Annotated in this window: 22 protein-coding genes and 1 pseudogene; 7 read left to right on the forward strand and 16 right to left on the reverse strand. The window is 68.9% G+C overall.

Going from position 1 to position 22,910, the window contains the following annotated elements:
- The first annotated feature begins 20 nt into the window (after window positions 1–20).
- Window positions 21–949 (forward strand): annotated as a pseudogene (locus A5790_RS08225) (VOC family protein).
- 25 nt (window positions 950–974) lie between these two features.
- On the opposite strand, the gene A5790_RS08230 reads toward A5790_RS08225, so the two are convergent.
- The 4 genes from A5790_RS08230 to A5790_RS08245 are packed head-to-tail and all read right to left on the reverse strand — an operon-like array spanning window position 975 to window position 4,403.
- Complete coding sequence (locus tag A5790_RS08230) at window positions 975–1,718, reverse strand: cobalt-precorrin-6A reductase (RefSeq protein WP_066842611.1); 744 nt, start codon at window positions 1,716–1,718, stop codon at window positions 975–977.
- Entirely contained in the window at window positions 1,718–2,473 is a 756-nt protein-coding gene (gene cobM, locus A5790_RS08235; protein WP_066842827.1) for a precorrin-4 C(11)-methyltransferase, read from the reverse strand. The genes A5790_RS08230 and cobM overlap by 1 nt, the downstream gene beginning before the upstream one ends.
- Window positions 2,470–3,648 carry a bifunctional cobalt-precorrin-7 (C(5))-methyltransferase/cobalt-precorrin-6B (C(15))-methyltransferase gene (locus A5790_RS08240; protein WP_066842831.1) on the reverse strand — a complete coding sequence of 393 codons (1,179 nt, stop codon included), beginning with the start codon at window positions 3,646–3,648 and terminating at the stop codon, window positions 2,470–2,472. The genes cobM and A5790_RS08240 overlap by 4 nt, the downstream gene beginning before the upstream one ends.
- Window positions 3,645–4,403 carry an SDR family NAD(P)-dependent oxidoreductase gene (locus A5790_RS08245; RefSeq protein WP_066842613.1) on the reverse strand — a complete coding sequence of 253 codons (759 nt, stop codon included), beginning with the start codon at window positions 4,401–4,403 and terminating at the stop codon, window positions 3,645–3,647. The genes A5790_RS08240 and A5790_RS08245 overlap by 4 nt, the downstream gene beginning before the upstream one ends.
- Window positions 4,404–4,438: 35 nt before the next feature.
- Here A5790_RS08245 and A5790_RS08250 point away from each other — a divergent pair, with 35 nt between their 5' ends.
- The gene (locus A5790_RS08250; RefSeq protein WP_066842615.1) at window positions 4,439–4,864 is read left to right on the forward strand and encodes a F420-dependent biliverdin reductase; all 426 of its coding nucleotides are present in this window, start codon (window positions 4,439–4,441) and stop codon (window positions 4,862–4,864) included.
- Here A5790_RS08250 and A5790_RS08255 read toward each other — a convergent pair.
- Window positions 4,861–6,003, reverse strand: coding sequence for a Xaa-Pro peptidase family protein (locus tag A5790_RS08255; protein ID WP_066842617.1), 1,143 nt, complete (start codon window positions 6,001–6,003; stop codon window positions 4,861–4,863). The genes A5790_RS08250 and A5790_RS08255 overlap by 4 nt on opposite strands.
- A 69-nt stretch (window positions 6,004–6,072) precedes the next feature.
- On the opposite strand from A5790_RS08255, the gene A5790_RS08260 reads away from it, so the two are divergent.
- Complete coding sequence (locus A5790_RS08260; protein WP_066842834.1) at window positions 6,073–7,029, forward strand: 5'-3' exonuclease; 957 nt, start codon at window positions 6,073–6,075, stop codon at window positions 7,027–7,029.
- A 12-nt stretch (window positions 7,030–7,041) separates the two neighbouring features.
- Here the strand turns inward: A5790_RS08260 and A5790_RS08265 are convergent, their stop codons facing one another.
- The 7 genes from A5790_RS08265 to pafA are packed head-to-tail and all read right to left on the reverse strand — an operon-like array spanning window position 7,042 to window position 15,343.
- A complete protein-coding gene (locus A5790_RS08265; protein ID WP_066842619.1) occupies window positions 7,042–7,863 on the reverse strand; it encodes a DUF4333 domain-containing protein in 822 nt (273 codons plus the stop codon).
- Between the two features lie 60 nt (window positions 7,864–7,923).
- Window positions 7,924–10,692, reverse strand: coding sequence for an RNA helicase (locus tag A5790_RS08270; protein WP_066842836.1), 2,769 nt, complete (start codon window positions 10,690–10,692; stop codon window positions 7,924–7,926).
- The gene (tatC, locus tag A5790_RS08275; protein WP_066842620.1) at window positions 10,676–11,626 is read right to left on the reverse strand and encodes a twin-arginine translocase subunit TatC; all 951 of its coding nucleotides are present in this window, start codon (window positions 11,624–11,626) and stop codon (window positions 10,676–10,678) included. Before tatC ends, A5790_RS08270 begins: the two co-directional genes overlap by 17 nt.
- Before the next feature lie 51 nt (window positions 11,627–11,677).
- Complete coding sequence (gene tatA, locus A5790_RS08280) at window positions 11,678–11,926, reverse strand: Sec-independent protein translocase subunit TatA (RefSeq protein ID WP_066842621.1); 249 nt, start codon at window positions 11,924–11,926, stop codon at window positions 11,678–11,680.
- A gap of 35 nt (window positions 11,927–11,961) precedes the next feature.
- Window positions 11,962–12,924, reverse strand: coding sequence for a YafY family protein (locus A5790_RS08285; RefSeq protein ID WP_066842622.1), 963 nt, complete (start codon window positions 12,922–12,924; stop codon window positions 11,962–11,964).
- Window positions 12,925–12,955: 31 nt separating this feature from the next.
- Window positions 12,956–13,945, reverse strand: coding sequence for a YafY family protein (locus A5790_RS08290; RefSeq protein WP_066842623.1), 990 nt, complete (start codon window positions 13,943–13,945; stop codon window positions 12,956–12,958).
- 39 nt (window positions 13,946–13,984) lie between these two features.
- Window positions 13,985–15,343 (reverse strand): Pup--protein ligase, encoded by a 1,359-nt coding sequence (pafA, locus tag A5790_RS08295; protein WP_156656332.1) that lies wholly within the window; start codon window positions 15,341–15,343, stop codon window positions 13,985–13,987.
- 155 nt (window positions 15,344–15,498) lie between these two features.
- Here pafA and A5790_RS08300 point away from each other — a divergent pair, with 155 nt between their 5' ends.
- The 3 genes from A5790_RS08300 to A5790_RS08310 are packed head-to-tail and all read left to right on the forward strand — an operon-like array spanning window position 15,499 to window position 18,247.
- Window positions 15,499–15,774 (forward strand): hypothetical protein, encoded by a 276-nt coding sequence (locus A5790_RS08300; protein ID WP_066842627.1) that lies wholly within the window; start codon window positions 15,499–15,501, stop codon window positions 15,772–15,774.
- Window positions 15,771–17,339: an alpha/beta hydrolase gene (locus A5790_RS08305; protein WP_066842628.1), complete on the forward strand. Its 1,569-nt coding sequence runs from the start codon at window positions 15,771–15,773 to the stop codon at window positions 17,337–17,339. The genes A5790_RS08300 and A5790_RS08305 overlap by 4 nt, the downstream gene beginning before the upstream one ends.
- Complete coding sequence (locus A5790_RS08310) at window positions 17,336–18,247, forward strand: alpha/beta fold hydrolase (protein WP_066842630.1); 912 nt, start codon at window positions 17,336–17,338, stop codon at window positions 18,245–18,247. Before A5790_RS08305 ends, A5790_RS08310 begins: the two co-directional genes overlap by 4 nt.
- Before the next feature lies 1 nt (window position 18,248).
- Here the strand turns inward: A5790_RS08310 and prcA are convergent, their stop codons facing one another.
- The 4 genes from prcA to dop form a co-directional block, all read right to left on the reverse strand.
- Window positions 18,249–18,992, reverse strand: coding sequence for a proteasome subunit alpha (gene prcA, locus A5790_RS08315; protein WP_066842632.1), 744 nt, complete (start codon window positions 18,990–18,992; stop codon window positions 18,249–18,251).
- Window positions 18,989–19,900, reverse strand: a complete 912-nt coding sequence (gene prcB / locus A5790_RS08320) for a proteasome subunit beta (RefSeq protein WP_066842634.1) — start codon at window positions 19,898–19,900, stop codon at window positions 18,989–18,991. Before prcB ends, prcA begins: the two co-directional genes overlap by 4 nt.
- Complete coding sequence (locus tag A5790_RS08325) at window positions 19,897–20,091, reverse strand: ubiquitin-like protein Pup (RefSeq protein WP_064393943.1); 195 nt, start codon at window positions 20,089–20,091, stop codon at window positions 19,897–19,899. The genes prcB and A5790_RS08325 overlap by 4 nt, the downstream gene beginning before the upstream one ends.
- A gap of 93 nt (window positions 20,092–20,184) precedes the next feature.
- Complete coding sequence (dop, locus tag A5790_RS08330; protein ID WP_064350045.1) at window positions 20,185–21,681, reverse strand: pup deamidase/depupylase; 1,497 nt, start codon at window positions 21,679–21,681, stop codon at window positions 20,185–20,187.
- A gap of 40 nt (window positions 21,682–21,721) precedes the next feature.
- Between dop and A5790_RS08335 the strand changes: the two genes are divergently transcribed.
- A complete protein-coding gene (locus A5790_RS08335) occupies window positions 21,722–22,891 on the forward strand; it encodes a hypothetical protein (RefSeq protein WP_231987643.1) in 1,170 nt (389 codons plus the stop codon).
- The last annotated feature ends 19 nt before the right edge of the window (window positions 22,892–22,910 follow it).

Here is a 22,910-nt window from a genome sequence, read left to right on the forward strand (position 1 = left end):
CAGACTTCTGAAGGAGCACCATGGCATTACACGGCTTGGCCAAAGCCACTATCGGCGTACCAAACGTCGACGAAGCCATCGCCTATTACACCGACTTCGGCCTCACACGCGCGGGGGCGGCGTGTTCGCCACCCGCGACGGGGGTGACCAACTGGAAATCAGGCATACGCCTAGGCGCCGGCTAGTCGAGTTGACGGTCGCAGCCGATCACGAAGACGACATCGCACGCATCGCCACGCGTATCGCCGCCTTCGGCGCCGACGTCCAGCGCTCGCCGACCACGTGCTCGGCGATCGAATCCATTACCGGTACTCGGGTCACCGTCGAGATCCGGCCCTGGATCGTTGTCGAACCAGCCATCGCTGCTACCGCGTACAACGGCCCAGGACGCATCGACCGTTGGGGCCGCGCACCATTCATTGCTCGGCGGGGGCCGGTACGGCCGAGCAAGCTCGGTCACGCGGTGATCGGCTCCGTCGACATCGAAACCACGATGCGCTTCTTCGTCGACGGCCTGGGCTTCAAAGTCAGCGACTACATGGGAGACAAAGCCGCCTTCCTACGCTGCTCAGTCGAACACCACAACCTCTTGGTCATGGCTGCGCCGGTCAACTTCATGCATCACACCAGCTGGCAGGTAGACGACATCGACGAGATCGGCCGCGGCGCTCAATCGATGCTGGAAAGTCATCCAGAACGCCACATTTGGGGTCTCGGCCGCCATTATGCGGGCGCGAACTTCTTCTGGTATCTGAAAGATCCGGCGGGCAACTTCTCCGAGTACTACTCCGACATGGATACCGTCCCGGAAGACGAACTGTGGAGCCCTGAGGTGCTGCACGGTTTGCAGGGGCTCTACGCCTGGGGGCCGCCCCCTCCGCCTTCGTTCCTGGAACCCGAGGACCTCGCCGCCTTGATGATCGGTGCCCACTCTGCTGCGAGGCAGTGAGCCAAACCGCGCAAGAGCCCTGCAGTCAGTCGCTCGTCGGCGCCTTCCGAATCGCCGTGACCCATTCGACCGCCTCATCCACCGTGGCGACGCTGGTCACCCCCGCGGGCAGCGGTGGCCGGTCTACCATCACCACCGCGACCCCGAGCGCGGCGGCGGCGTCCAGCTTGGGCCGCGTCATCGACCCGCCGCTGTTCTTGGTGACCAGCGCGTCGATGCGATGCTCACGCAGCAGCGCCAGCTCCTCGTCGTAGCGGTACGGCCCGCGCGACAGCAGGACCTGATGCCGCGACGGCAGGTCCCCGACATCGGGTGGGGTGACGGCACGGATAAGGAACCACGCGTCGACGCTCCCGAACGCAGCGGCGCCGGATCGCCCGGTGGTCAGAAAGACCCGCTGAAACCCCTCGGCGGCAACAACCTTCGCGGCCTCGCGATCATCATTGACGACGATCGCGTCGCCGGCCGGCCATGCGGGTCGCGCCAGCACCAGGTGCGGCAACTCCAGTTCGGCGCAGACGGCGGCGGCGTGGGCGGTCATCGTTGCGGCGTACGGGTGCGTGGCGTCCACGACGGCGTCGACCTGTTCGCCGCGCAGCCACTGCCGCAGGCCCTCGACGCCGCCGAACCCGCCGATGCGCACTTCGCCGACCGGCAGCGCGGGGTCGGGCACCCGTCCGGCGAGGGAGCTGATCACCTCGACGTCGGGGTGTAGCCGCGCGGCGAGCGAACGCGCCTCCGATGTGCCGCCCAACAACAGGATTCGCATCAGTGTCGTCCCCGTCGTACCCGCCCTGACGAGTACAGGTAGCTGTCGGCGAACCCCTCGGCCGCCAGCACGTCGCCGACGACGATGACCGCGGTGCGGGTGATTCCCGCCGCCTTCGTCTGCTCCGCGAGATTCTCGAGCCTGCAGCGCACCACCTGCTGCTGGGGCCACGACGCGAACGCGACCACCGCACAGGGCGTTTCGGGCCGGTATCCACCGGCCAGCAGGTCCGCGGCGATCGTATCGATCTGCGCGGCCGCCAAGTGCAACACCAGTGTGGCGCCCGGCGCCGACAGTGTCTGCAGGTCCTCCCCCGGCGGCATCGCGGTCGACAGGGTGGCCACCCGGGTCAGTGTGACCGTCTGCGCGACACCGGGAACCGTGAGCTCGCGGCCCAGTGCGGCGGCAGCCGCGGCGAATGCCGGTACACCGGGGACGATTTCGTAGTCGATGTCGAGTTCGTCGAGGCGGCGGCACTGTTCCGCCAGCGCACTGTAGATCGAGGGATCACCGGAGTGCAGCCGCGCCACATCTAGGTTCGCGGCGTGGGCGTCGGCGAGTTCGGTGATGATCTGATCGAGTGTCAAGGGGCCGGTGTCGACGACGCGAGCGTCCGTCGGGCACAGCGCGAGCAGGTCCTCGGGCATGATCGACCCGGCATAGAGGCAGACCGGGCAGCGCTGCAGCAGTCGCTGTCCCCGAACGGTGATCAGGTCGGCAGCACCGGGGCCGGCGCCGATGAAGTAGACGGTCATCGTTTGGTCACCGTCCACTGGGTGATGGGCATGGCCGGGCGCCAGCCGGTGAAGCCGCCGAGCGGCTCGCCGCGGTGGTACTCGAAGCGCCGCAGCTCCCCGCCGTAACGTGAATACCACTGAGCAACAAGAGATTCGGATTCGACCGTGACGGCGTTCGCGACGAGCCTGCCGCCGGACGGCAACCGCTCGAAGCACGCCTCCAACAGGCCGGGTTGGGTGATGCCGCCGCCGATGAAGACGGCGTCGGGCGCCGGTACGGAGTCGAAGGAACCGGGCGCATTGCCCTGCACCTCGACGCGCGCACCGAACGCAACGCTGTTCTCGGTGATGCGTTTGCGGCGTTGCTCGTCGCGTTCGAACGCCACCGCGCGGCAACCCGGCCCGCTACGACACCATTCGATCGCGATGCTGCCCGATCCGGCTCCGACGTCCCAGAGCATTTCGCCGGGCCGCGGCGCGAGGGCGGCCAGCGTCACCGCGCGCACCGGTTGTTTGGTGATCTGACCGTCGTTGGCGAACATGTCGTCGGGCAGCACCCCGAGCCGCCGCTCGTCGGGCAGGTAGCGCACCGCGACCACGTTGAGGTCGTCGACGTCACCGGGAGGCCGCGCCGCCCATTCCCGTGCTGTGGCGGTCCGGCGCCGCTCGGCGGGCCCGCCCAGTTGCTCGAGCACGGTGACCTCGGAATCGCCGCGGCCGGTGTCGGTCAGCAGACGCGCCAACGCCGCGGGAGTGGAACGGTCGCGCGACATCACGACGGCCTGCCCGCCGCGGCGCACCGCGATGTGCGGGTCGGCCGACACCAGGCTGATGACCTCGGTGTCCTGCACCGCCCAGCCCACCCGCGAGCAGGCCAGGGTCACCGACGACACATGCGGGAGCACCGCCACCCGGTCGACGCCGTACAACCGGATCAGCGAGTTGCCGACGCCGTGCAGCAGCGGGTCACCGCTGGCCACCACATGCACGTCGCCCTCGGCCCCGTCGAGCAGCGTGCGCAGCGCCGGCAGCATCGGTGACGGCCACTCCCGCCGCGCTGCGGTGACGGTGTCGTCGAGCAGCTCCAGCTGACGCCGCGAGCCGTAAATTACGGTGGCTCTTGCGAGTTCGTCCTTTGCGACCGGCGACAGTCCGGGCATTCCGTCGGCGCCGATGCCGACGACGATGATCATCGCCGCAACCTTCGCCACACGAACCGCGGCGTCATCCGGAACGCCGCCGCCAGCACGGCCAGCGGCGCGGGCACCCACACCGTGGCGCGGCCCTTCCGCAGCGCACGCACGGTGGCGTCGGCGACTTGCCCGGGCGTGCTGGACAGCGGCGCCGGTGCCATGCCCTCGGTCATCCGCCCGATTACGAACCCCGGCCGAACCACGAGCAGATGCACACCCGAGCCGTGAAGGGCGTCGGCGAGCCCACTGCAGAACCCGTCCAGCCCCGCCTTCGCGGACCCGTAGACATAGTTGGCGCGTCGCACCCGGACGCCGGCGACCGACGAGAACGCGACGATGGCCCCGGCGCCCGCGCCGCGCATCGTCGCGGCCAGCACGGTCAGCAGGCTGACCTGGGCGACGAAGTCGGTGTGCACGATCGCCGCGGCGTGCGCGGAATCCTTCTCCGCCAGGGCCTGATCCCCGAGGATGCCGAAGGCCAGCACCGCGGTGCCGATCGGGCCGTGTTCGGCGACGATGGACTCGACAAGCGGGCCGTGTGAGTCCAGGTCGTCGGCGTCGAACTCGCGCACGTGCACGGCGGTGGCGCCTGCCGCGCGGACGGCGGACACCTCCGCGGCCAGCTCGTTGGAGCGGCGCGCCGCCAGCAACACCACCGCCCCGGACGCCAGACGCGTGGCCACCTCGAGGCCGATCTCGCTGCGCCCGCCGAAGACCACGACCAAGGGCGCACGAGAGTCAGCCGTGTCTGTCATGGCTGCGATTATGTCCTGCGCTACGGTGAAGCCCGATGGCCCAGTCCAGCCGCCGGTCGACCACCCGGCTCACCACCGACGCGCTCGCGTTCCTGTCCGAGCGTCATCTCGCCATGCTGACGACCCTGCGTTCGGACAACTCGCCGCACGTCGTCGCCGTCGGTTTCACCTTCGACCCGACCACCCACATCGCCCGCGTCATCACCAGCGGCGGTTCGCAGAAGGCCGTGAACGCCGAGCGGCAGGGCGTCGCGGTGTTGAGCCAGGTCGACGGTGCGCGGTGGTTGTCGCTCGAGGGCAAGGCCAAGGTCAACACCGATCCCGACGCCGTGCGCGACGCCGAACTGCGATACGCACAGCGCTACCGCACGCCGCGGGTCAACCCGAAACGCGTCGTGATCGAGGTCCGTGTCGAGCGGGTGCTTGGCTCCTCGGGCCTGCTCGACCGCGTCCAGGACTAACCCGTCGCGGCAGGACCCGCGGGCACCACCACCAGCTCGTGCGGCCGGTTGTTCACCGACTCGGCGCCGTCGGCGGTGACGATCACGATGTCCTCGATGCGCGCGCCCCACTCGCCGGGAAAGTAGATGCCCGGCTCGACCGAGAACGCCATGCCCTCCTCGAGGTGGAGCGTGTTGCCGGCGACGATGTAGGGCTCCTCGTGCACTGACAATCCGATGCCGTGGCCGGTGCGGTGCACGAACGCATCGGCCAGGCCCTCGGCGGCCAGCACGTCGCGGGCGGCGGCGTCGACGTGTTCGGCGGGGACCCCGGGCCGGACCGCGTCGACCGCGGCGCGTTGGGCGCGCTGCAGCACTGCGTAGCGACGGGCTACGTCGGCATCCGGTTCGCCGATGCTGTAGGTCCGGGTGGAGTCGGAGTTGTAGCCGGGCTCGTACGGTCCGCCGATGTCAACGACCACGACGTCACCGGCGCGCAGTTCGCGGTCCGAACACTCGTGGTGCGGGTCCGCCCCGTGCGGCCCGGAACCGACGATGATGAATGCGACCTCCGAATGTCCTTCGGCGACAATGGCTTCGGCGATATCGGCGGCGACGTCGGCTTCGGTGCGGCCAGGCACCAGGAAGTCGGGCACCCTGGCGTGCACGCGGTCGATCGCCGCGCCCGCCCTGCGCAGCGCGGCTATCTCGGCCGGATCCTTGATCATCCGCAGCCGGCGCAGCACGTCGGTGGCCAGCACCGGCACCGCGCCGAGGACCTCGGCGAGCGGAAGCAAGTGCAGGGCGGGCATGGAATCGGTCACGGCGCTCTTCACCGTCCCCCCGCCGAGCGCCTCGCCGACAAGCGCGTAGGGGTCGTCGCCGTCGACCCAGTCGCGCACCGTCACGCCGAGTTCGGGCACCGCCGACTCCTTCAGGGCCGCCAACTCCAGCCGGGGCACCACGATGGTCGCCTCGCCGTCGGCCGGTAACACCAGCGCGGTGAGCCGCTCGAAGGTCTGCGCGCGTGAACCGACCAGATAGCGCAGGTCGTAGCCCGGCGTGATGACCAGGCCCGCGAGACCCGCATCGGCGGCGGCCGACGCGGCGGCACGCAGCCGGGAGGCGTAGACATCGGTACTGAATCGGTTGGCCGTCATGGGATTCAGGCTAATCGGCGCCCGTATGGGTGGCGACCGCGCTCGTCGGTCGCGCTACTGTCAGTGACCGTGGCCGCTCCCCTCGTCCTGCTCGACGGCGCCAGCATGTGGTTTCGCTCCTATTTCGGGGTGCCCAACTCGATCACCGCGCCCGACGGCCGCCCCGTCAACGCGCTGCGCGGCTTCCTGGACGCCATGGCCACAGTGATTACCCGGGAGCGCCCCGGCCGGCTGGTGGTGTGCCGCGACGACGACTGGCGACCGCAGTGGCGCGTCGACCTCATTCCGTCCTACAAGGCGCACCGCGTGCTCGAGGAGAACCCCGAGGGTGAGCCCGACGTCGAGGAGGTGCCCGACGAGCTCACGCCGCAGGTCGACATGATCTTCGAGATCCTCGACGCGTTCGGCATCCCGACCGCGGGTGCTGCCGAGTGTGAGGCCGACGACGTGCTGGGCACGCTGGCCGCGCGCGAAAAGCGCGATCCCGTCGTGGTGGTCAGCGGGGATCGCGATCTGCTGCAGTTGGTGCGCGACGAGCCGGTCCCCGTGCGGGTGCTCTACCTGGGCCGCGGCCTGGCCAAGGCCACCAAATGGGGTCCGAAGGAAGTGGCCGAGACGTACGGGGTTCCGGTGGATAGGGCGGGCCCGGCGTACGCCGAACTGGCACTGCTGCGCGGCGATCCGAGCGACGGCCTGCCCGGCGTGCCCGGTATCGGAGAGAAGACAGCCGAAACGCTGCTGGCACAGCACGGCTCGCTGGAGAGCATCCTCGCCGCGGCCAACGACCCGAAGTCGAAGATGAGCAAGGCGTACCGAACCAAGCTGCTCAAGGCCGCCGACTACATCGAGGCGGCGGCCCCGGTGGTCAAGGTGGCCACCGACGCCGACCTGGACTGGTCGACCCCGAGCGACACGCTGCCGCTGTCCGCCGAGCATCCCCGCAAGGTCGTCACACTCGCCGAAACCTACGGCGTCACGTCATCGATCGGGCGGCTGCAGAAGGCCCTCGACGGGCTCGACGGCTAGCGACGACCAGGGTTACTTGGGCCTGCCGACCTCGTAGGTGCCCTCGTCGTCCTGGAAGGTCACCGTCACCTGGCGCTTGGTGCCGTCGATGCTGACCTCGCAGTTGAAGGTGCCGCCCTTCTCGACGGTCGGATTCTGGCCGTCATTGCACTTGACGTCCTTGACGTTGGTGGCGCCGTATCCGTTGGCCTCGTCGGTGAGAATCTGCTGCACCCCGGACTGCGCGGCGTCGATGTCGAGCTTGGTGGTGACGAAGAAACCCGGCTTCCAGAAGCCCAGCACCAGCACGACCGCGACGATGACCGCCGCCAGCAGGCCGATCACGCCGCCGATCACGGCCAGCGAGCGCTTCGAACCCTCCTCCGAACCCGGTTGGCCGTACTGCGGGTACTGGCCGAACTGACCCGGCTGCTGGCCGTACTGGCCCGGTTGCTGTCCGTACTGGCCGGTCTGGTCACCGTACTGGCCGGGTTGCTGCTGGTAGCCCGGCTGACCGGGCTGCGCGTATGGCTGCCCGTAGTGCGGCTGGCCGTACTGCCCCGGCTGTTGATACGCCTGCGGGGTGTACTCGCTGGGCTGCTGTCCGTACTGTTCGCCACCCGGGTACTGCTGCGGCGGCTGATACGCCGGCTGCTGGTACTGCGGGTACTGCTGCTGGGCCTGCGACGGGTCGTAGGCAGGCGGCTGCCAGCTGGGCGCCGCCTGGGTCGCGTCGCCGCCCTGGGGCTGCCACGGCTGGTTGGCCGATGGATCGCTGGACGGCTGGTCCGAAGGCTGTTCCGGCTGCTGGCCTGGCCACGACTGCGTCGGATCAGATCCCTGCGGTCCGCTCATATCACTCCTTGTTCACCCGCGGCCGAGCCGCGGATACCTCGGCGTCTTGCCCCCGACACATTACCCCGCATCAACAGCGACGACGCCGCGTCGAACGTCGTTTATCGCGCGTTTCGCGGCGCTCCGCAACGCGGCGCTGGGTGCGGCGTTGCGCACCTGGTCGAGCAGGTCGAGGACCTGTCGGCACCACCGGACGAAATCACCCGCCGACAGCGGTGATCCGCTGCCTGTGGCATCCGAGGCGGCCAGGGCGCTGGTCAGGTCGCCGGTGGTGGCCCACCGGAAAATCGCGGCGACGAACCCGTCGTCGGGTTCGCGGCTGCCGGTGATGCGGTGGCGCTGTTCGTCGGCGCGCAACTCGGTCCACAGCCGCTGCGTCTGGTTGAGGGCGCGACGCAGTCTGCCGGTCGGGATGTCGAAGCCCTCGCGAGCGCCCGGCGTGTCACCGCGCGCTTCGTAGAGCACCGCGGACACGACGCCCGCCAGCTCGGCGGCGTCGAGTCCCTCCCAGATGCCGGTGCGCAGCGCCTCGGCCACCAGCAGGTCACTTTCGCTGTAGATGCGGGCCAGCAGGCGGCCGTCGTCGGTCACCTTGGGGTCGTCCGCGGCGCCGCTGATGAATCCGCGCTCGGTCAGCAGCACCACGATCCGGTCGAACGTGCGCGCCAGCGAGTTGGTCGCCGCGGCCACCTTCTGCCGGATCTGGTCGTTGTCGCGTTCGATGCGCAGGTACCGCTCGGCCAGCCGCGCCTTCTCCTCCCGGTCGGGACGGTGGTGAACCGGGTGCGCGCGCAATTGCTCGCGCAGCGCGACCAATTCGGGGTCGATGTCGCGTTCGGCCGCGGCGCTCCCGCTGCGCTTGCCTTTTCTCGACGGCACGTCGAGGCGTTCGGCCGCCGAGTTGAGCGCCGAGGCGAGGTCGCGCCGGGCTCGCGGGTTGCGGTGCTCGACGCGTTTGGGCAACGGCATGGTGCCCAATGGGGCAGACGTTCCCGCGTAGTCGGCCGACGAGATCCGCCCCGCCCAGCGGTGTTCGGTCAACACCAGCGGGCGCGGATCCTCGTCATCGCGGGCCGGTTCGAGCACGACGGCCAAGCCTCCGCGGCGACCGTGGGTGATGGTGATGATGTCGCCGCGGCGCAGCGAGGCCAGCGCCTCGTTGGCGGCCCTGCGTCGCTGCAGCCGCGAGGCCCGCGACTGCGCGCGTTCGCGTTCGGAGATCTGCATCCGCAGCCGGACGTAGTCGAGGATCGCCTCGTCGCCCAGTTCGGCGCTGATCTCGGTGAGCATCCGCTCACCGCGCTCGATACCGCGGCGCAACCCCACCACCGAGCGGTCGGCCTGGTACTGCGCGAACGAACTCTCCAGCAGTTTGTGCGCCTGGGCCGGGCCCATCTGCCGGACGAGGTTGATGGTCATGTTGTACGACGGCGCAAACGAACTGCGCAGCGGGAACGTTCGGGTCGACGCCAACCCGGCGACCTCTGCCGGTTCGACATCCGGGGTCCACAGCACCACGGCGTGGCCCTCGACGTCGATGCCGCGGCGGCCCGCCCGCCCGGTCAGCTGCGTGTACTCGCCGGGGGTCAACGGCACGTGTTGTTCGCCGTTGAATTTCACCAGCCGCTCCAGCACCACCGTGCGTGCGGGCATGTTGATTCCCAAAGCCAGTGTCTCGGTGGCGAATACCGCCTTCACGAGCCCGGCGGAGAACAGCTCCTCCACGGTGTGGCGGAACACCGGCAACATGCCGGCGTGGTGGGCGGCCAGCCCGCGCAGCAGGCCTTCGCGCCACTCGTGATAGTCGAGGACGATCAGGTCGGACTCGGGCAGATCCCCGCAGCGGCGGTCGACGACCTCGGCGATGCGGGCGCGTTCCTCGTCGGTGGTCAGCCGCAGCGACGACCGCAGGCACTGCTTGACCGCGGCGTCGCATCCCGCGCGCGAGAAGATGAAGGTGATTGCGGGCAGCAACTCTTCGCGGTCCAGCGTGGCGATCACCTCGGGCCGCGACGGGGGCCGGTACATGGTCGGCCTGCCCCGGTTGCGGCCGCGACCGCGCGGCTGCCAGTCGGACAGCCGATCCGCTTCGCGCCGATGTGCGATGTGCCGCAACAACTCCGGATCGACGAGTAGCTCCCGGTTGGGTTTCGTGGTGCCGCGGGCCGCCCGGGTGGCGCGGTAGTCGAACAGGTCGAACAGCCGCTTGCCGACCAGGACATGCTGCCAGAGCGGAACCGGACGGTGTTCGTCGACGATGACCGCGGTGTCCCCGCGCACGGTCTGGATCCAGCCGCCGAACTCCTCGGCGTTGCTGACCGTCGCCGACAGGCTCACCAGCCGCACCTCGTCGGGCAGGTGCAGGATGACCTCTTCCCACACCGCGCCGCGCATGCGGTCCGCCAGGAAGTGCACCTCATCCATCACGACATACGAAAGACCGTGCAACGTCGAGGAATTCGCATAGAGCATGTTGCGAAGAACCTCGGTCGTCATGACCACCACATCGGCGTCACCGTTGACCGACTGATCACCGGTGAGCAGTCCGATCTTCTCCGGGCCGTAACGCAGCACCAGGTCGTTGTGCTTCTGGTTGCTCAACGCCTTGATCGGCGTCGTGTAGAAGCACTTTCCGCCGGCCGCCAGCGCGAGGTGCACGGCGAACTCCCCCACCACCGTCTTGCCCGCGCCGGTGGGTGCGCACACCAGCACACCGTGCCCGTTCTCCAGTGCCTCGCAGGATCGGCGTTGAAAGTCATCGAGTGCAAACGTCAACTGTTCGGTGAAACGGGCCAGCTCGCAGCCCAATTCACTAGGTGGCGTCGTCATCGACCACATGCCGTGCGGACGTCGGCACGGTGCTGGACGCTTCGATGGGTTCGGCGGGTTCGATCGGCGCGGCCGCGTCGTCGGAGATGTCTTCGAGCGCGGCCCGACGCGCCTTGCGTCGGTCGTGCAGCCGCGCGATCTGAATCGCGAACTCGAGCAGCACCGTCAGGGCGAGCGCCAGTGCCAGCATCGAGAACGGATCCGATCCCGGGGTGAACAGCGCGGCGAACACGAACAGCGCGAAAATCAGGCCGCGGCGCCACGCTTTGAGCCGCTCATAGGTCAGCACCCCGACGGCGTTGAGCATCACGATCAGCAGCGGGAACTCGAAGCTGAAACCGAACACCAGCAGCAGGTTGATCAAGAAGCCGAAGTACTGATCGCCGGACAGCGCGGTGATCTGCACGTCGCTGCCGACGGTCAGCAAGAAGCCCAGCGCGGTGGCCAACACCACGTAGGCCAGCACCGCTCCCGCCACGAACAGCGTGGCGCCGACGGTGACGAACGCGACCGCGAACCGGCGCTCCTTCTTGTACAGCCCGGGCGTGATGAACGCCCACATCTGATACAGCCACACCGGGCAGGCCAGCACGATGCCCGCGGTCAGCGCGACCTTCAGTCGCAACATGAACTGGTCGAAGGGTGCGGTGGCGAGCAGGCGGCACTCGTCGTCCGGCGCGATCGTCGCCCGCGACGAGGCGGGCAGATCGCAGTACGGGCCGCGCAGCCAGTCCCCGAGGCTGGGCAGCCCGAACACGCCGTTGCTGTACCAGAGGAAACCCAGGACCGTGGTGAGGACGACGGCGGCCGCCGAGATCAGCAGCCGGGTGCGCAGCTCCTGCAGGTGCTCGACCAGCGACATCGTGCCATCGGGGTTGACCCGCGAGCGCCGTCGGCGAGGATCGAGCTTCTTGAAGAGTCCTGGGGTCTGCACGGCATGCCTACTGACGCGGCAGCGTGGCCGCGATCAATCGATTCTCGGCGTTCAGGCCGGACGTTTGTCCGATGGATGCTCGGGCTCCGGAGCCGCAGCGTTGTCAACGCGCTCCGAGGCGATCGGAGTGGCCGGCGGCGTGTCCGACTTGGAATCGGCCTGCATCTCCTTGATCTCCGACTTGAAGATCCGCATCGACTTGCCGAGCGATCGTGCCGCGTCCGGGAGCTTCTTGGCACCGAAGAGCAGCACGAATACGGCGATAACGATCACCCAGTGCCAGGGTTGTAGACCGCCCATTTAGGTCACCTCCAGACGTCGCGGCCAGTCTACCGTCACTCGGCCTCCGCGCCGTAGGCGCGCAGCGCGGCGTGCGCCGATTCCCGCACCCTCTCGGCCAACTGGGCGGGTTCGAGGACCCGCACCGCCGACCCGAAACCGAGCACGAAACGGGCCATCCAGTCGTCGGAGGCGTAGGTCATCGCGGCCTCCCAACCGGCGCCGTCGGGCAGTTCCCGGCTGACCCGCAGCGGATAGTAGTCGAACATCCACGCCGCCGACCGGTCGATCAGCAGAAGTGCTGAGGGCAGGGAGGGGTCCGCGTCGAACAGCGAGGTGTCCGGTTCGGCCTGCACCGCCGGCGGTGGCGGCGACGAGGGCTCGTCGAGCACCTGCGCGTCGACGATGCGGTCGAAACGGAACAGCCGCACCCCCTCGGCGGTGCGGCACCACGCCTCCAGGTAGCTGTGGTCGCCGACCAGCACCACACGGATCGGGTCGACGATGCGGCTGGTCAGCACGTCGTGCGACGCCGAGTAGTACTCGATGGACAAGGCGTGTCCGTCGCGCACCGCCTCCCGCACCGCCGCGGCCGCGTCGCTCTCGATCGGCGCGGGCTCGTCGACCGCGGCACCGTCCTGGCCCACCGTGCCCGCGGCGGACTCGATCTTCGCGATCGCGCTGCGCGCCGCCTCCGGGTCCACCATGCCAGGCACCTCGGCCAGCGCGCGCAGGGCCACCAGCACGCCCGTCGCCTCCGGCGATGTCAGCCGCAGCGGATGGTCGATACCCGCGGTGAACGTCACTTCGATTGTGTCGCCGGAGAACTCGAAGTCGATCAGGTCGCCGGGTCCGTATCCCGGCAGCCCACACATCCACAGCTGGTTCAGGTCTTCGCGCAACTGCTTGACGCTGACGCCGAGATCGGAGGCCGCCTCTGCGTAGGTGATCTTCGGGTTGGCCTGGAAGTACGGCACCATGTTGAGCAGCCGGACCAGGCGCGTCGATACGGCCGTCATGCGCGATCCGCCTTCGCTACTCGCTCGCAAGTCACTGTTGTCCCGCCTGGGCCGTCAACCGGGCCACCACGTCGTCGCGCAACGAGTCGGGCTCGAGTGCCACCGCGTCGGGACCGTAGCTGGCGACCTCGCGGGCCAGCCGGTCGAACATTCCGATGTCGATGGTGATGACCTCGCCCGGGCGGCCGTTGTGTGTCTGCGGCGTCGCCGAGGCGGCCCGTCGCCGCAACGCGGTGCCCTTGCCCTCGGCGATCCACACCCGCGCCTGGCCGCCCGATGGCCACTCGCCCACTGCGCGTTCGACGACTTCGCGTAGGTCGACGCCCTGTGGTCGCTTGACCGCACCGGGCGGTCCGATCGTGGTCACCTCGGCGCCGATGCGGGAGAGCCGGAACGTGCGTGTGGCGTCGCGGTCGCGGTCGTGTCCCACCAGATACCAGCGGCCCCGGTGCGTGATGACGCCCCAGGGTTCCACCGTGCGGGTGGTGTAGGGGTCGCTGCGCGACGGTCGGTGCGGGAACTGCACGGCTTGTCCGGAGTCGATGGCGGACAACAGGATTCCCAGCACCTCCTCGGACCCGCGCAGCCCGGGCAGTGCCGCGGTCGACGTGATCGCCGGTGCGGCCTCCACGGCGTCGATGTCGATGCCCGCCGCGCGCAGTTTCAGCAGCGCACCCTGGGTCGCGGTGATCAGCTCCGGCGATTCCCACAACTGGGTGGCCACGGCGACGGCGGCCGCCTCGTCGGGAGTCAGTTCGACCGTGGGCAGCGCATAGGCCTCCCGGTTGATCCGATAGCCCTCGGTCGGGTCGAACTGCGAGACCCGCCCGGTCTCCAGCGGAATGCCCAAGTCGCGCAACTCGTTCTTGTCGCGCTCGAACATGCGGGAGAAGGCTTCATCGCTGGCGCTGTCGGCGTATCCCGAAACCGTCTGGCGGATCCGCTCGGCGGTGATGAAGTTGCGCGTCGACAGGAGTGCGATCACGAGGTTCATCAGCCGTTCGACTTTGGAGATCGCCATTCGACCCAGCTTAGAGCTTGCCGCCCGCCGGCCGAGCGCCTACATGGAGGCGATCAGCCGCTTCACCCGCTCGTCGACCGACCGGAACGGGTCCTTGCACAGCACCGTGCGCTGCGCCTGATCGTTGAGCTTGAGGTGCACCCAGTCGACGGTGAAGTCGCGGCCGGCTTCCTGCGCGGCGCTGATGAACTCCCCGCGCAGTTTTGCCCTGGTGGTCTGCGGCGGCGTGTTGACGGCCGCCTCGATGTCCTCGTCGGTGGTGATCCGCGCGGCCAGTCCCTTGCGCTGCAGCAGATCGAACACCCCGCGGCCGCGCTTGATGTCGTGATAGGCGAGGTCGAGTTGGCTGATCTTCGGGTCGGACAGCTCCATGTCGTAGCGGTCCTGATAGCGCTGGAACAGCTTTCGTTTGATGACCCAGTCGATCTCGGTGTCGACCTTGGCGAAGTCCTGGCTCTCCACGGCGTCGAGTTGGCGTCCCCACAGGTCGACGACCTGCTGGATCTGCGTGTTGGGCTCCCGGCTCTGCAGGTACTCGACGGCGCGGGTGTAGTACTCGCGTTGGATGTCCAGGGCGCTGGCCTGTCGGCCGCCGGCCAGGCGTACCGGGCGCCGGCCGGTCAGGTCGTGGCTGACCTCCCGAATCGCGCGGATCGGGTTGTCCAGCGAGAAGTCGCGGAACGCGATTCCGGCCTCGATCATCTCGAGCACCAGCGACGCCGTGCCCACCTTGAGCATCGTGGTGGCCTCGCACATGTTCGAGTCGCCGACGATGACGTGCAGCCTGCGGTACTTTTCGGCGTCGGCGTGCGGTTCGTCGCGGGTGTTGATGATCGGTCGTGACCGGGTGGTAGCCGACGACACGCCCTCCCAGATGTGCTCGGCGCGCTGGCTTAGGCAGAAGGTCGCGGCCTTGGGAGTCTGCAGCACCTTGCCCGCACCGCAGATCAACTGGCGGGTGACCAGGAACGGCAGCAGCACGTCGGAGATGCGCGAGAATTCTCCGGCCCGCACGATCAGGTAGTTCTCGTGGCAGCCGTAGGAGTTGCCCGCGGAGTCGGTGTTGTTCTTGAACAGGTAGATGTCGCCGCCGATGCCCTCGTCGGCCAACCGCTGTTCGGCGTCGATGAGCAGATCTTCGAGCACCCGCTCGCCCGCCCGGTCGTGGGTGACCAACTGCGTGAGGCTGTCGCACTCGGCGGTGGCGTACTCGGGGTGGCTGCCCACGTCGAGGTAGAGCCGGGCGCCGTTCCGGAGGAATACGTTCGAACTGCGGCCCCACGACACGACTCGCCGGAACAGGTAGCGCGCCACCTCGTCGGGGCTGAGCCGACGATGGCCGTGGAACGTGCAGGTGACACCGAATTCAGTCTCGATGCCCATGATTCGTCGCTGCACCTCATCGAGACTACTTGCTGCTCGCCGGTCGCGGTGGGCAAGCCGCGCCGAAGAAGGCAGCGGACCTTCGCTTGACACTCGCGTCAAAGTCCGTAAGGGACGTCGGCCTGTGGATAACTTCATCAGCGCAGACGCCGATTCTGTCAGCATGAGCCATGGGGGAAATCGTCGAGGTCGACGTGTCGCAGCTGCGCACCGTCGCCGAAAAGGTCATGACCGCCGCCGACCGGATCGCCGAGATGCGTTGGCCCGAATTGAATCCGGGTGAGCTGCCCGGCGCAGCCGTCGCCGACGTCGCCGCGACAGCGCCCGTCGCACCCGGGCTCGCCGAGGTCGTCGCGAACATGCGCGGCTGGGCCCTCGCAGCGCGGATCTCGGCGGACGCTTTCGAGCGCGCCGAGCAACGCACCGGCGACCGCGTCGGGCGGTGACGCGGCCGACCATCGGCCAGGCCCACACCTGGTCTCCCGGCGCGCTGGGCCTGATGGCCGACGAGTGGGACCGCAACGCCCGGTCCGTGTGCGTGCACGCCGACTCCCTGGCCGCCGAATTCAGCTTCTGGACCGGTGCTGCCGCTGAGACGGCCCGTCACCGCGCGAAAAGCATTGTCGCGACGGCCGATACGCTCTCGCGCGCACTGGTGCTCGCCGCCGCGGCCGCCCGCGACGGCGCCGCCCAGATCAGCGCCGCCCGAGCCGACGTGATGGCCGTGGTCGCCACCGCGCGCGCCGAAGGCTTTTCCGTCGACGACGCCGGGGCGGTCGCGGTGCACGACCCGCCGTCGCCGCTGCTGGTCGCGCTGTCCGGAGGTGCCCCGCCGGTCGCCGTCGAGATGCTCACCGTGCGTGCGGCCGAGCTGACCGGCCAACTCGCCGAGGCACTGGACCGCCTCGACGCCGCCGACGCCGACGCTGCGGCCGAGATCGCCGAGGCCTTCGTGCTCACGGCCGCCGGTAGTCAGGCCGCCGATGCCGACGTCGTCGCCGCATGGCCGATCACCAGCCAGGATCGGATCGCCGATCAGATCGCGGCCATGACACCCGAGCAGCGGCAGCGGCTCATCGACGACTTCCCTTCGCAGGTGGGCAACACCGACGGCGTGCCGTGGCAGATGCGGGTCGAGGCCAACCGCACCAACGTGGCGCAGGCCGTGCTGCGCGAGCCCGATCCGCAGCGGCTCGCGGTGTACCGGGAGCTGCTCGGAGAGATCGACGATCCCGCAGGCGGCCACGCCCGCCTGGACCGCCAGGTGCTGGCGTTCGACCCCGGCCGTTCATCGCTGGTGGAGCTGCACGGCAACGTCGCAACGGCCTCCAGCGTCGCCGTGCTCGTACCGGGGCTGAACACGACGATCACCGGCTCGGCGGCCAACGTCGGGACCGCGCGCCGGTTCGTCTCGGCGACCCGCGGCGACGTCGCCGCCATCACCTATCTCGGCGGGCCGTTTCCGCGCGGCGACAACGTCGTGAGTGGTCTGGCGGCGGCGGCCGACCCGCGGTACGCGCAGGCCATGGCGCCGCGGCTGGTCGCCTTCACCGAAGACGTCGATCGCACGGTGGACTCGACGGGCCGCCGAATCCCTGTCACTGTCGTCGGTCACTCCTACGGCGGGTCGATCGTGGGCACCGCGGAGGCGTTGGGCATGACCTCGGACCGCACGATGTACGTCGCCGCCGCGGGGGCGGGCGTCGGGGTGCACGAGCCCGGTGACTGGCACAACAGAAACCCACATGTGTTGCGCTTCTCCATGACACCGCCCGGCGACCTCATCGCGGCCGTGCAGGGTATCCCGGGCGGCCCGCACGGCGCCGACCCCGACGAGATGGCCGGTGTGATCACGTTGCCCGCAGGCCGGTACGACGACGGACGCCCGATGGCCGGCCCCAGCGCCCACTCCGACGTGCTGAACGCACCCTCGGACGCATGGCGCGCGATCCTGGGGGTCATCACCGGTGATATCGGCAGGGATCGTGCAACCTCACAACAACCGGGATGACATCTGGCCAAAATAAGCCGGTGTGGTCGCGCAGCTCGCCCGTCGACGGGTTCCGGCTCGCCTACGACCGGTTCGGCACGAGGGGCGCGCCGCCGGTGGTACTGCTGCACGGCTGGCCCGGTAACCGCCACGACTATCGCCGGGTGGTGCCGCTGCTCGGGGATGCCGCCGATGTCGTCGTGCCGGACCTGCGGGGCTTCGGCGGCTCGGACAAGCACGCGGTCGCGATCCGGCACTTCTACAGCGCCACCGCGCAGGCCGGCAGCATCATCGGCCTGATCAAGGAGCTCGAGCTGTCCGAGGTGGTGCTTGCCGGCTACGACGTCGGCAGCCGCGTCGCGCAGAGCGTCGCTCGCATGCAGCCGGATCTGGTGCGCTCGCTGGTGCTGTCCCCGCCGCTGCCCGGTGCCGGTGACCGCGTCCTGACCGCGAAGGCGCAGAGCGAGTTCTGGTATCAGTCCTTCCACCAGTTGCCGCTGGCGGGCCAGCTGCTCGACGGGAACCCCGATCTGGTCCGCGACTACCTACGACACTTCTGGACGCATTGGTCAGGGCCGAATTTCGCCGTGTCAGAAGACGATCTGGAACGACTGGTGGCCGACTACGGTCTGCCCGGGGCGTTCACCGCGTCGATCGCGTGGTACCGCGCGGGTGCCGGGATGATCGCCCAGTCGCTCACCGAACTGCCGCCCGAGCGTGCCATCAAGATCCACGTACCCACCGATGTGGTGTGGCCGCACCATGATCCGCTGTTCCCGGCCGCATGGTCGGACCGACTCGGGCACTACTTCAGCGACGTGCACGTGCACTTCGCTTACGACGCGGGACATTTCACGCCGCTGGAATGCCCTGAGCAGTTCGCCGAACTCATCCTCATCCGGGCGCGGCCGACGCCGGCCGCCGGCTGACCTACTCTCCGGCGGGTTCGGAATCCTGCGGAGTCTCCTCCACCGCGGGCAGCAGCGTCTCCAGGGCGGAGCCGGTGATCCGACGGAACGCGCGCCGTGGCCGATTGGCGTCCAGGATCGCCACCTCGAGTGTCGAGGGACCCAGCACACGCTGTTCGGTGCCACCGTTACCCGCGGCGTGCAGGGCGTCGATCGCGATTTTCATCGCATCTTCGAGGCTGGCGTTCTCGGTGTAGGAGTCGTTGAGGGCGGCGATGATCGGTTCGGTCGTTCCGCCCATGACCACGAAGTGGGGCTCGTCGGCGATCGACCCGTCATAGGTGATGCGGTACATCTCCGGAGGTTTGGACTCGCCGTAGTGGGCGACCTCTGCGACACACAGCTCGACCTCGTAGGGCTTGGCCTGTTCGGTGAAGATGGTGCCCAGCGTCTGGGCGTAGATGTTGGCCAGCTGACGTCCGGTGACGTCGCGGCGGGCGTAGGCGTAACCCCTGGTGTCGGCGTACTGGATGCCTCCGCGGCGCAGGTTGTCGAACTCGTTGAACCGCCCGACGGCGGCGAACCCCACCCGGTCGTACAGCTCGCTCACTTTCTGCAGCGAGCGGGACGGGTTCTCGGCGACGAACAGCACGCCGTCGGCGTAGGCCAGCGCCACGACGCTGCGCCCCCTGGCGATACCCTTGCGCGCGAGCTCGGACCGCTCACGCATCGCCTGTTCGGGCGAGATGAAATAGGGAAAGCTCACGAATCTCCCCGCGCATCGGTCGAACGGTGGACAGCATCCGGGCCGAATGTGTCAGCGCGCGAACGGTTTTCGATCACCAGACGGGCGAACTCGGCGATGCGCTCCTCGGTCACCTCTTCGGCGCCGTCGGCGTCGATGATCACCGCGGTCGGGTAGATACCGCGCACGAGGTCGGGCCCACCGGTCGCCGAATCGTCGTCGGCGGCGTCGTAGAGCGCCTCGATGGCCACCCGCAGCGCCGAATCGCCATCCGTCACTTGCGCATACAGCTTCTTCATCGACGACTTGGCGAAGATGGAGCCCGAGCCCACCGACTGGTAGCCCTCTTCTTCGAAGTTCCAGCCGCCCGCCGCGTCGAAGGAAACGATGCGCCCTGCCGCTTGCGGGTTGGGGTCGTCGAGGTCGTAGCCGGCGAGCAGCGGCAGCGCCACGAAACCCTGCAGGGCCGCACCGAGGTTGCCGCGCACCATGGTCGCGAGCCGGTTCACCTTGCCGGGGAAGGTCAGAGCGACGCCTTCCAGCTTCTCGTAGTGCTCGAGTTCGACGGCGTAGAGGCGGGCGAACTCGACCGCGATGGCCGCGGTCCCGGCGATGCCCGTGGCCGTGTAATCGTCGGTGATGTACACCTTCTGCACGTCGCGGCTGGCGATCATGTGGCCCTGGGTGGCGCGGCGGTCACCGGCCATGACCACGCCCCCGGGGAACTTCAGCGCGACGATCGTGGTGCCGTGGGGCGCGAAGTCGGAATGGGCGTCGCCTGCGTGGGCGGCGGCGGCCCGGTGGGCGGGTAGAAGTTCGGGCGCCTGGCGGCGCAGGAGTTCAGAGAAGGACGACAGGTCCACGGGAACGGATGGAGCTCCAGGTAGGGGCGAGGGAAAGGCCAGCTGATCGCGGTGCGGCCAGGTCACTGTCCACCCTTCTGGACGTATGCGCGCACGAAGTCTTCGGCGTTCTCCTCGAGGACGTCGTCGATCTCGTCGAGCAGGTCGTCGGTGTCCTCGGCCAGCTTCTCGCGACGCTCCTGCCCGGCGGCCGTGCTGCCGGTGAGGTCGTCGTCCTCGCCGCCACCACCGCCACGCTTGGTCTGCTCCTGAGCCATCGCTGCCTCCTGCGTAAGTTGTCGGCGGGCTCACTGCTGCCCGCCGTGACTCCACATTACCGGTCGCCGCGCTGATTGCCTGCGATAGCGCGCCTAGTTGGTGAGCTGTTCTACCAGTTCCACGGCGCTGTCCACGGAGTCCAGAAGGGCTCCGACGTGCGCCTTACTGCCCCGCAGCGGCTCCAGCGTGGGAATCCGGACCAGCGAATCACCGCCCAGATCGAATATCACCGAGTCCCAGCTCGCCGCGGCGATGTCGGCCCCGAAGCGGCGCAGGCACTCACCGCGGAAGTACGCGCGCGTGTCGGTCGGCGGGTTGTCGACCGCGTCCAGCACCTGCTGCTCGGTCACCAGCCGCTTCATCGACCCGCGGGCCACCAGCCGGTTGTAGAGGCCCTTGTCCAGCCGCACGTCGGAGTACTGCAGGTCGACCAGGTGCAGCCGCGGTGCCGACCAGCCCAGGTTCTCGCGATGACGGAAACCTTCGAGCAGGCGCAGCTTGGCCGGCCAGTCCAGGATCTCCGCGCACTCCATCGGATCGCGCTCCAGCAGGTCGAGGACTTCGGCCCACATCTTGACGATGTCGGCGGCCCGCGGGTCCGGATCACGGCTGTCCACGAGCTTGGCCACCCGGTCGAGGTACATCCGTTGCAGCGCAAGGCCGGTCACTTCGCGACCGTCGGCCAGCGCGACGGTGGCGCGCAGCGACGGGTCGCGGCTGATCACATGCACCGCGTGCACGGGACGGGCCAGCGCCAAATCGCTGAGATCCATCCCCTCTTCGATCAGGTCCAGCACCAGCGCGGTGGTGCCGAGCTTGAGATACGTCGAGGTCTCCGACAGGTTCGCGTCGCCGATGATCACGTGCAGCCTGCGGTACTTGTCGGCGTCGGCGTGCGGCTCGTCGCGGGTGTTGATGATGCCGCGCTTGAGTGTCGTCTCGAGGCCGACCTCCACCTCGATGTAGTCGGAGCGCTGCGACAGCTGGAAGCCCGGCTCGTCGCCGGACGGACCGATGCCCACGCGCCCCGAACCGGTCACGACCTGGCGCGACACCAGGAACGGCGTCAGTCCGGCGATCACCGCGGAGAACGGGGTCTGCCGGCTCATCAGGTAGTTCTCGTGCGACCCGTAGGACGCGCCCTTACCGTCGACGTTGTTCTTGTAGAGCTGCAGTTTCACGGCGCCGGGCACGCTGGCGACGTGCCGCGCGGCGGCCTCCATCACCCGCTCGCCCGCCTTGTCCCAGATCACGGCGTCCAGCGGGTCGGTGCACTCGGGTGCGGAGTACTCCGGATGGGCGTGGTCGACGTACAGGCGGGCACCGTTGGTCAGGATCATGTTCGCCGCGCCGACCTCGTCCGCGTCAACGACCGGCGGCGGCCCCGCCGACCGGCTGAGGTCGAAGCCACGGGCGTCGCGCAGCGGCGATTCCACCTCGTAGTCCCAGCGCGTGCGCTTGGCACGCTGGATCCCGGCCGCCGCGGCGTACGCGAGCACAGCCTGGGTGGAGGTCAGAATCGGATTCGCGGTCGGGTCGGACGGCGACGAGATGCCGTACTCGACCTCGGTCCCGATAATCCGTTGCATGTCGCCAAGCCTAGGTGACGGCGGAAAGTAGCCTACGACCGTGCCATCCGTTCCGGTCGATCCCGCTCCCATCGATGCGGCGCGCCGTCAGGCGGCCGAACGGTGGTTCCTCGTGCACGGCCTGCCTGCGGTCCTGCGGCCCAGCCGTTCGGTGCGCCAGCTGTGGTCGCGGTCGGCCCCCGCCCTCGCCGCATTCGCGGTGCTGATGGCCAACACCGTCGCCGTGGTGTCGTTGACGGGTAAGCACGCGATCGACATCGACGGACGGCCGACGCGGGGCGAGTGGTTCGTGCTGGTGCTGCTGATTCTGGTGCTGCCGGTGGCGGCGGCGCTGGGCTGGTGGGTGTCGCACATCCCTCTTCAGCGGGGTCGCCTCGCGGCCGCGGCGGTCGCTGTCGCCGTCGCGGTGCTGGGCGGTGTGTTCGGCGGCCCGAGCCCGTACCTGCCGAGGAACCTGGTGTGGGTGGCAGTGGCCATCTCGGCGATCCTGGCACTCACCGCGTTGGGCGTCGGCTCGATACTGGGTTGGGCCGCCCGCGTGACACTCGCACACCTGAGCGCGGCGGGCTCACTGCTGCTGCGCGCGCTGCCCGTGCTGCTCCTGACGTTCCTGGTGTTCTTCAACTCGCCGGTGTGGCTGATGGCGGCGACGATCTCGCGCACCCGGCTCTGGCTGGCGCTGTCGTTCCTCACCGCGATCGCGGCGGCCTTCGTCGCGTCGGTGATCGTGGACCGGTTGCGCCCCATGGTCAACGACACCGATCCGGACCCGGGTCACGCCGCAAAGCTGGACGGCACTCCGTTCGCCGACATGCCCGATCCTGCGCGGGTGAAACCGCTGAGCCGGCCCGAGCGGTGGAACGTGTACTTCGTACTCGCGGTGTCGCAGCTGGCCCACATCTTGGTCGTGGCCACGGTGACGGCGCTGTTGTTCCTGGTGCTGGGCCTCATCCTGCTCTCCCCCGAGCTGCTCGCGGCATGGACCCGCAACGGGTCCAGCGACGGGCAATTCCTCGGCATGACGATCCCGGTTCCGGATGCGCTGATCCAAGTGACCCTGTTTCTCGGAGCGTTGACGTTCATGTACGTCAGCGCCCGCGCGGTGGGCGACGACGCCTATCACGACCGGTTCATCGCCCCTCTGCTCGACGATCTGTGGCTCACGCTGGCCGCCCGCAACCGCTACCGGGCCGCCGTTCCGGCGCGGTGAGCGCCTGCCGGAGTGAATC

It is taken from the genome of Mycobacterium sp. 852002-51152_SCH6134967, assembly GCF_001667105.1.
Lineage (GTDB): Bacteria > Actinomycetota > Actinomycetes > Mycobacteriales > Mycobacteriaceae > Mycobacterium > Mycobacterium neumannii_A.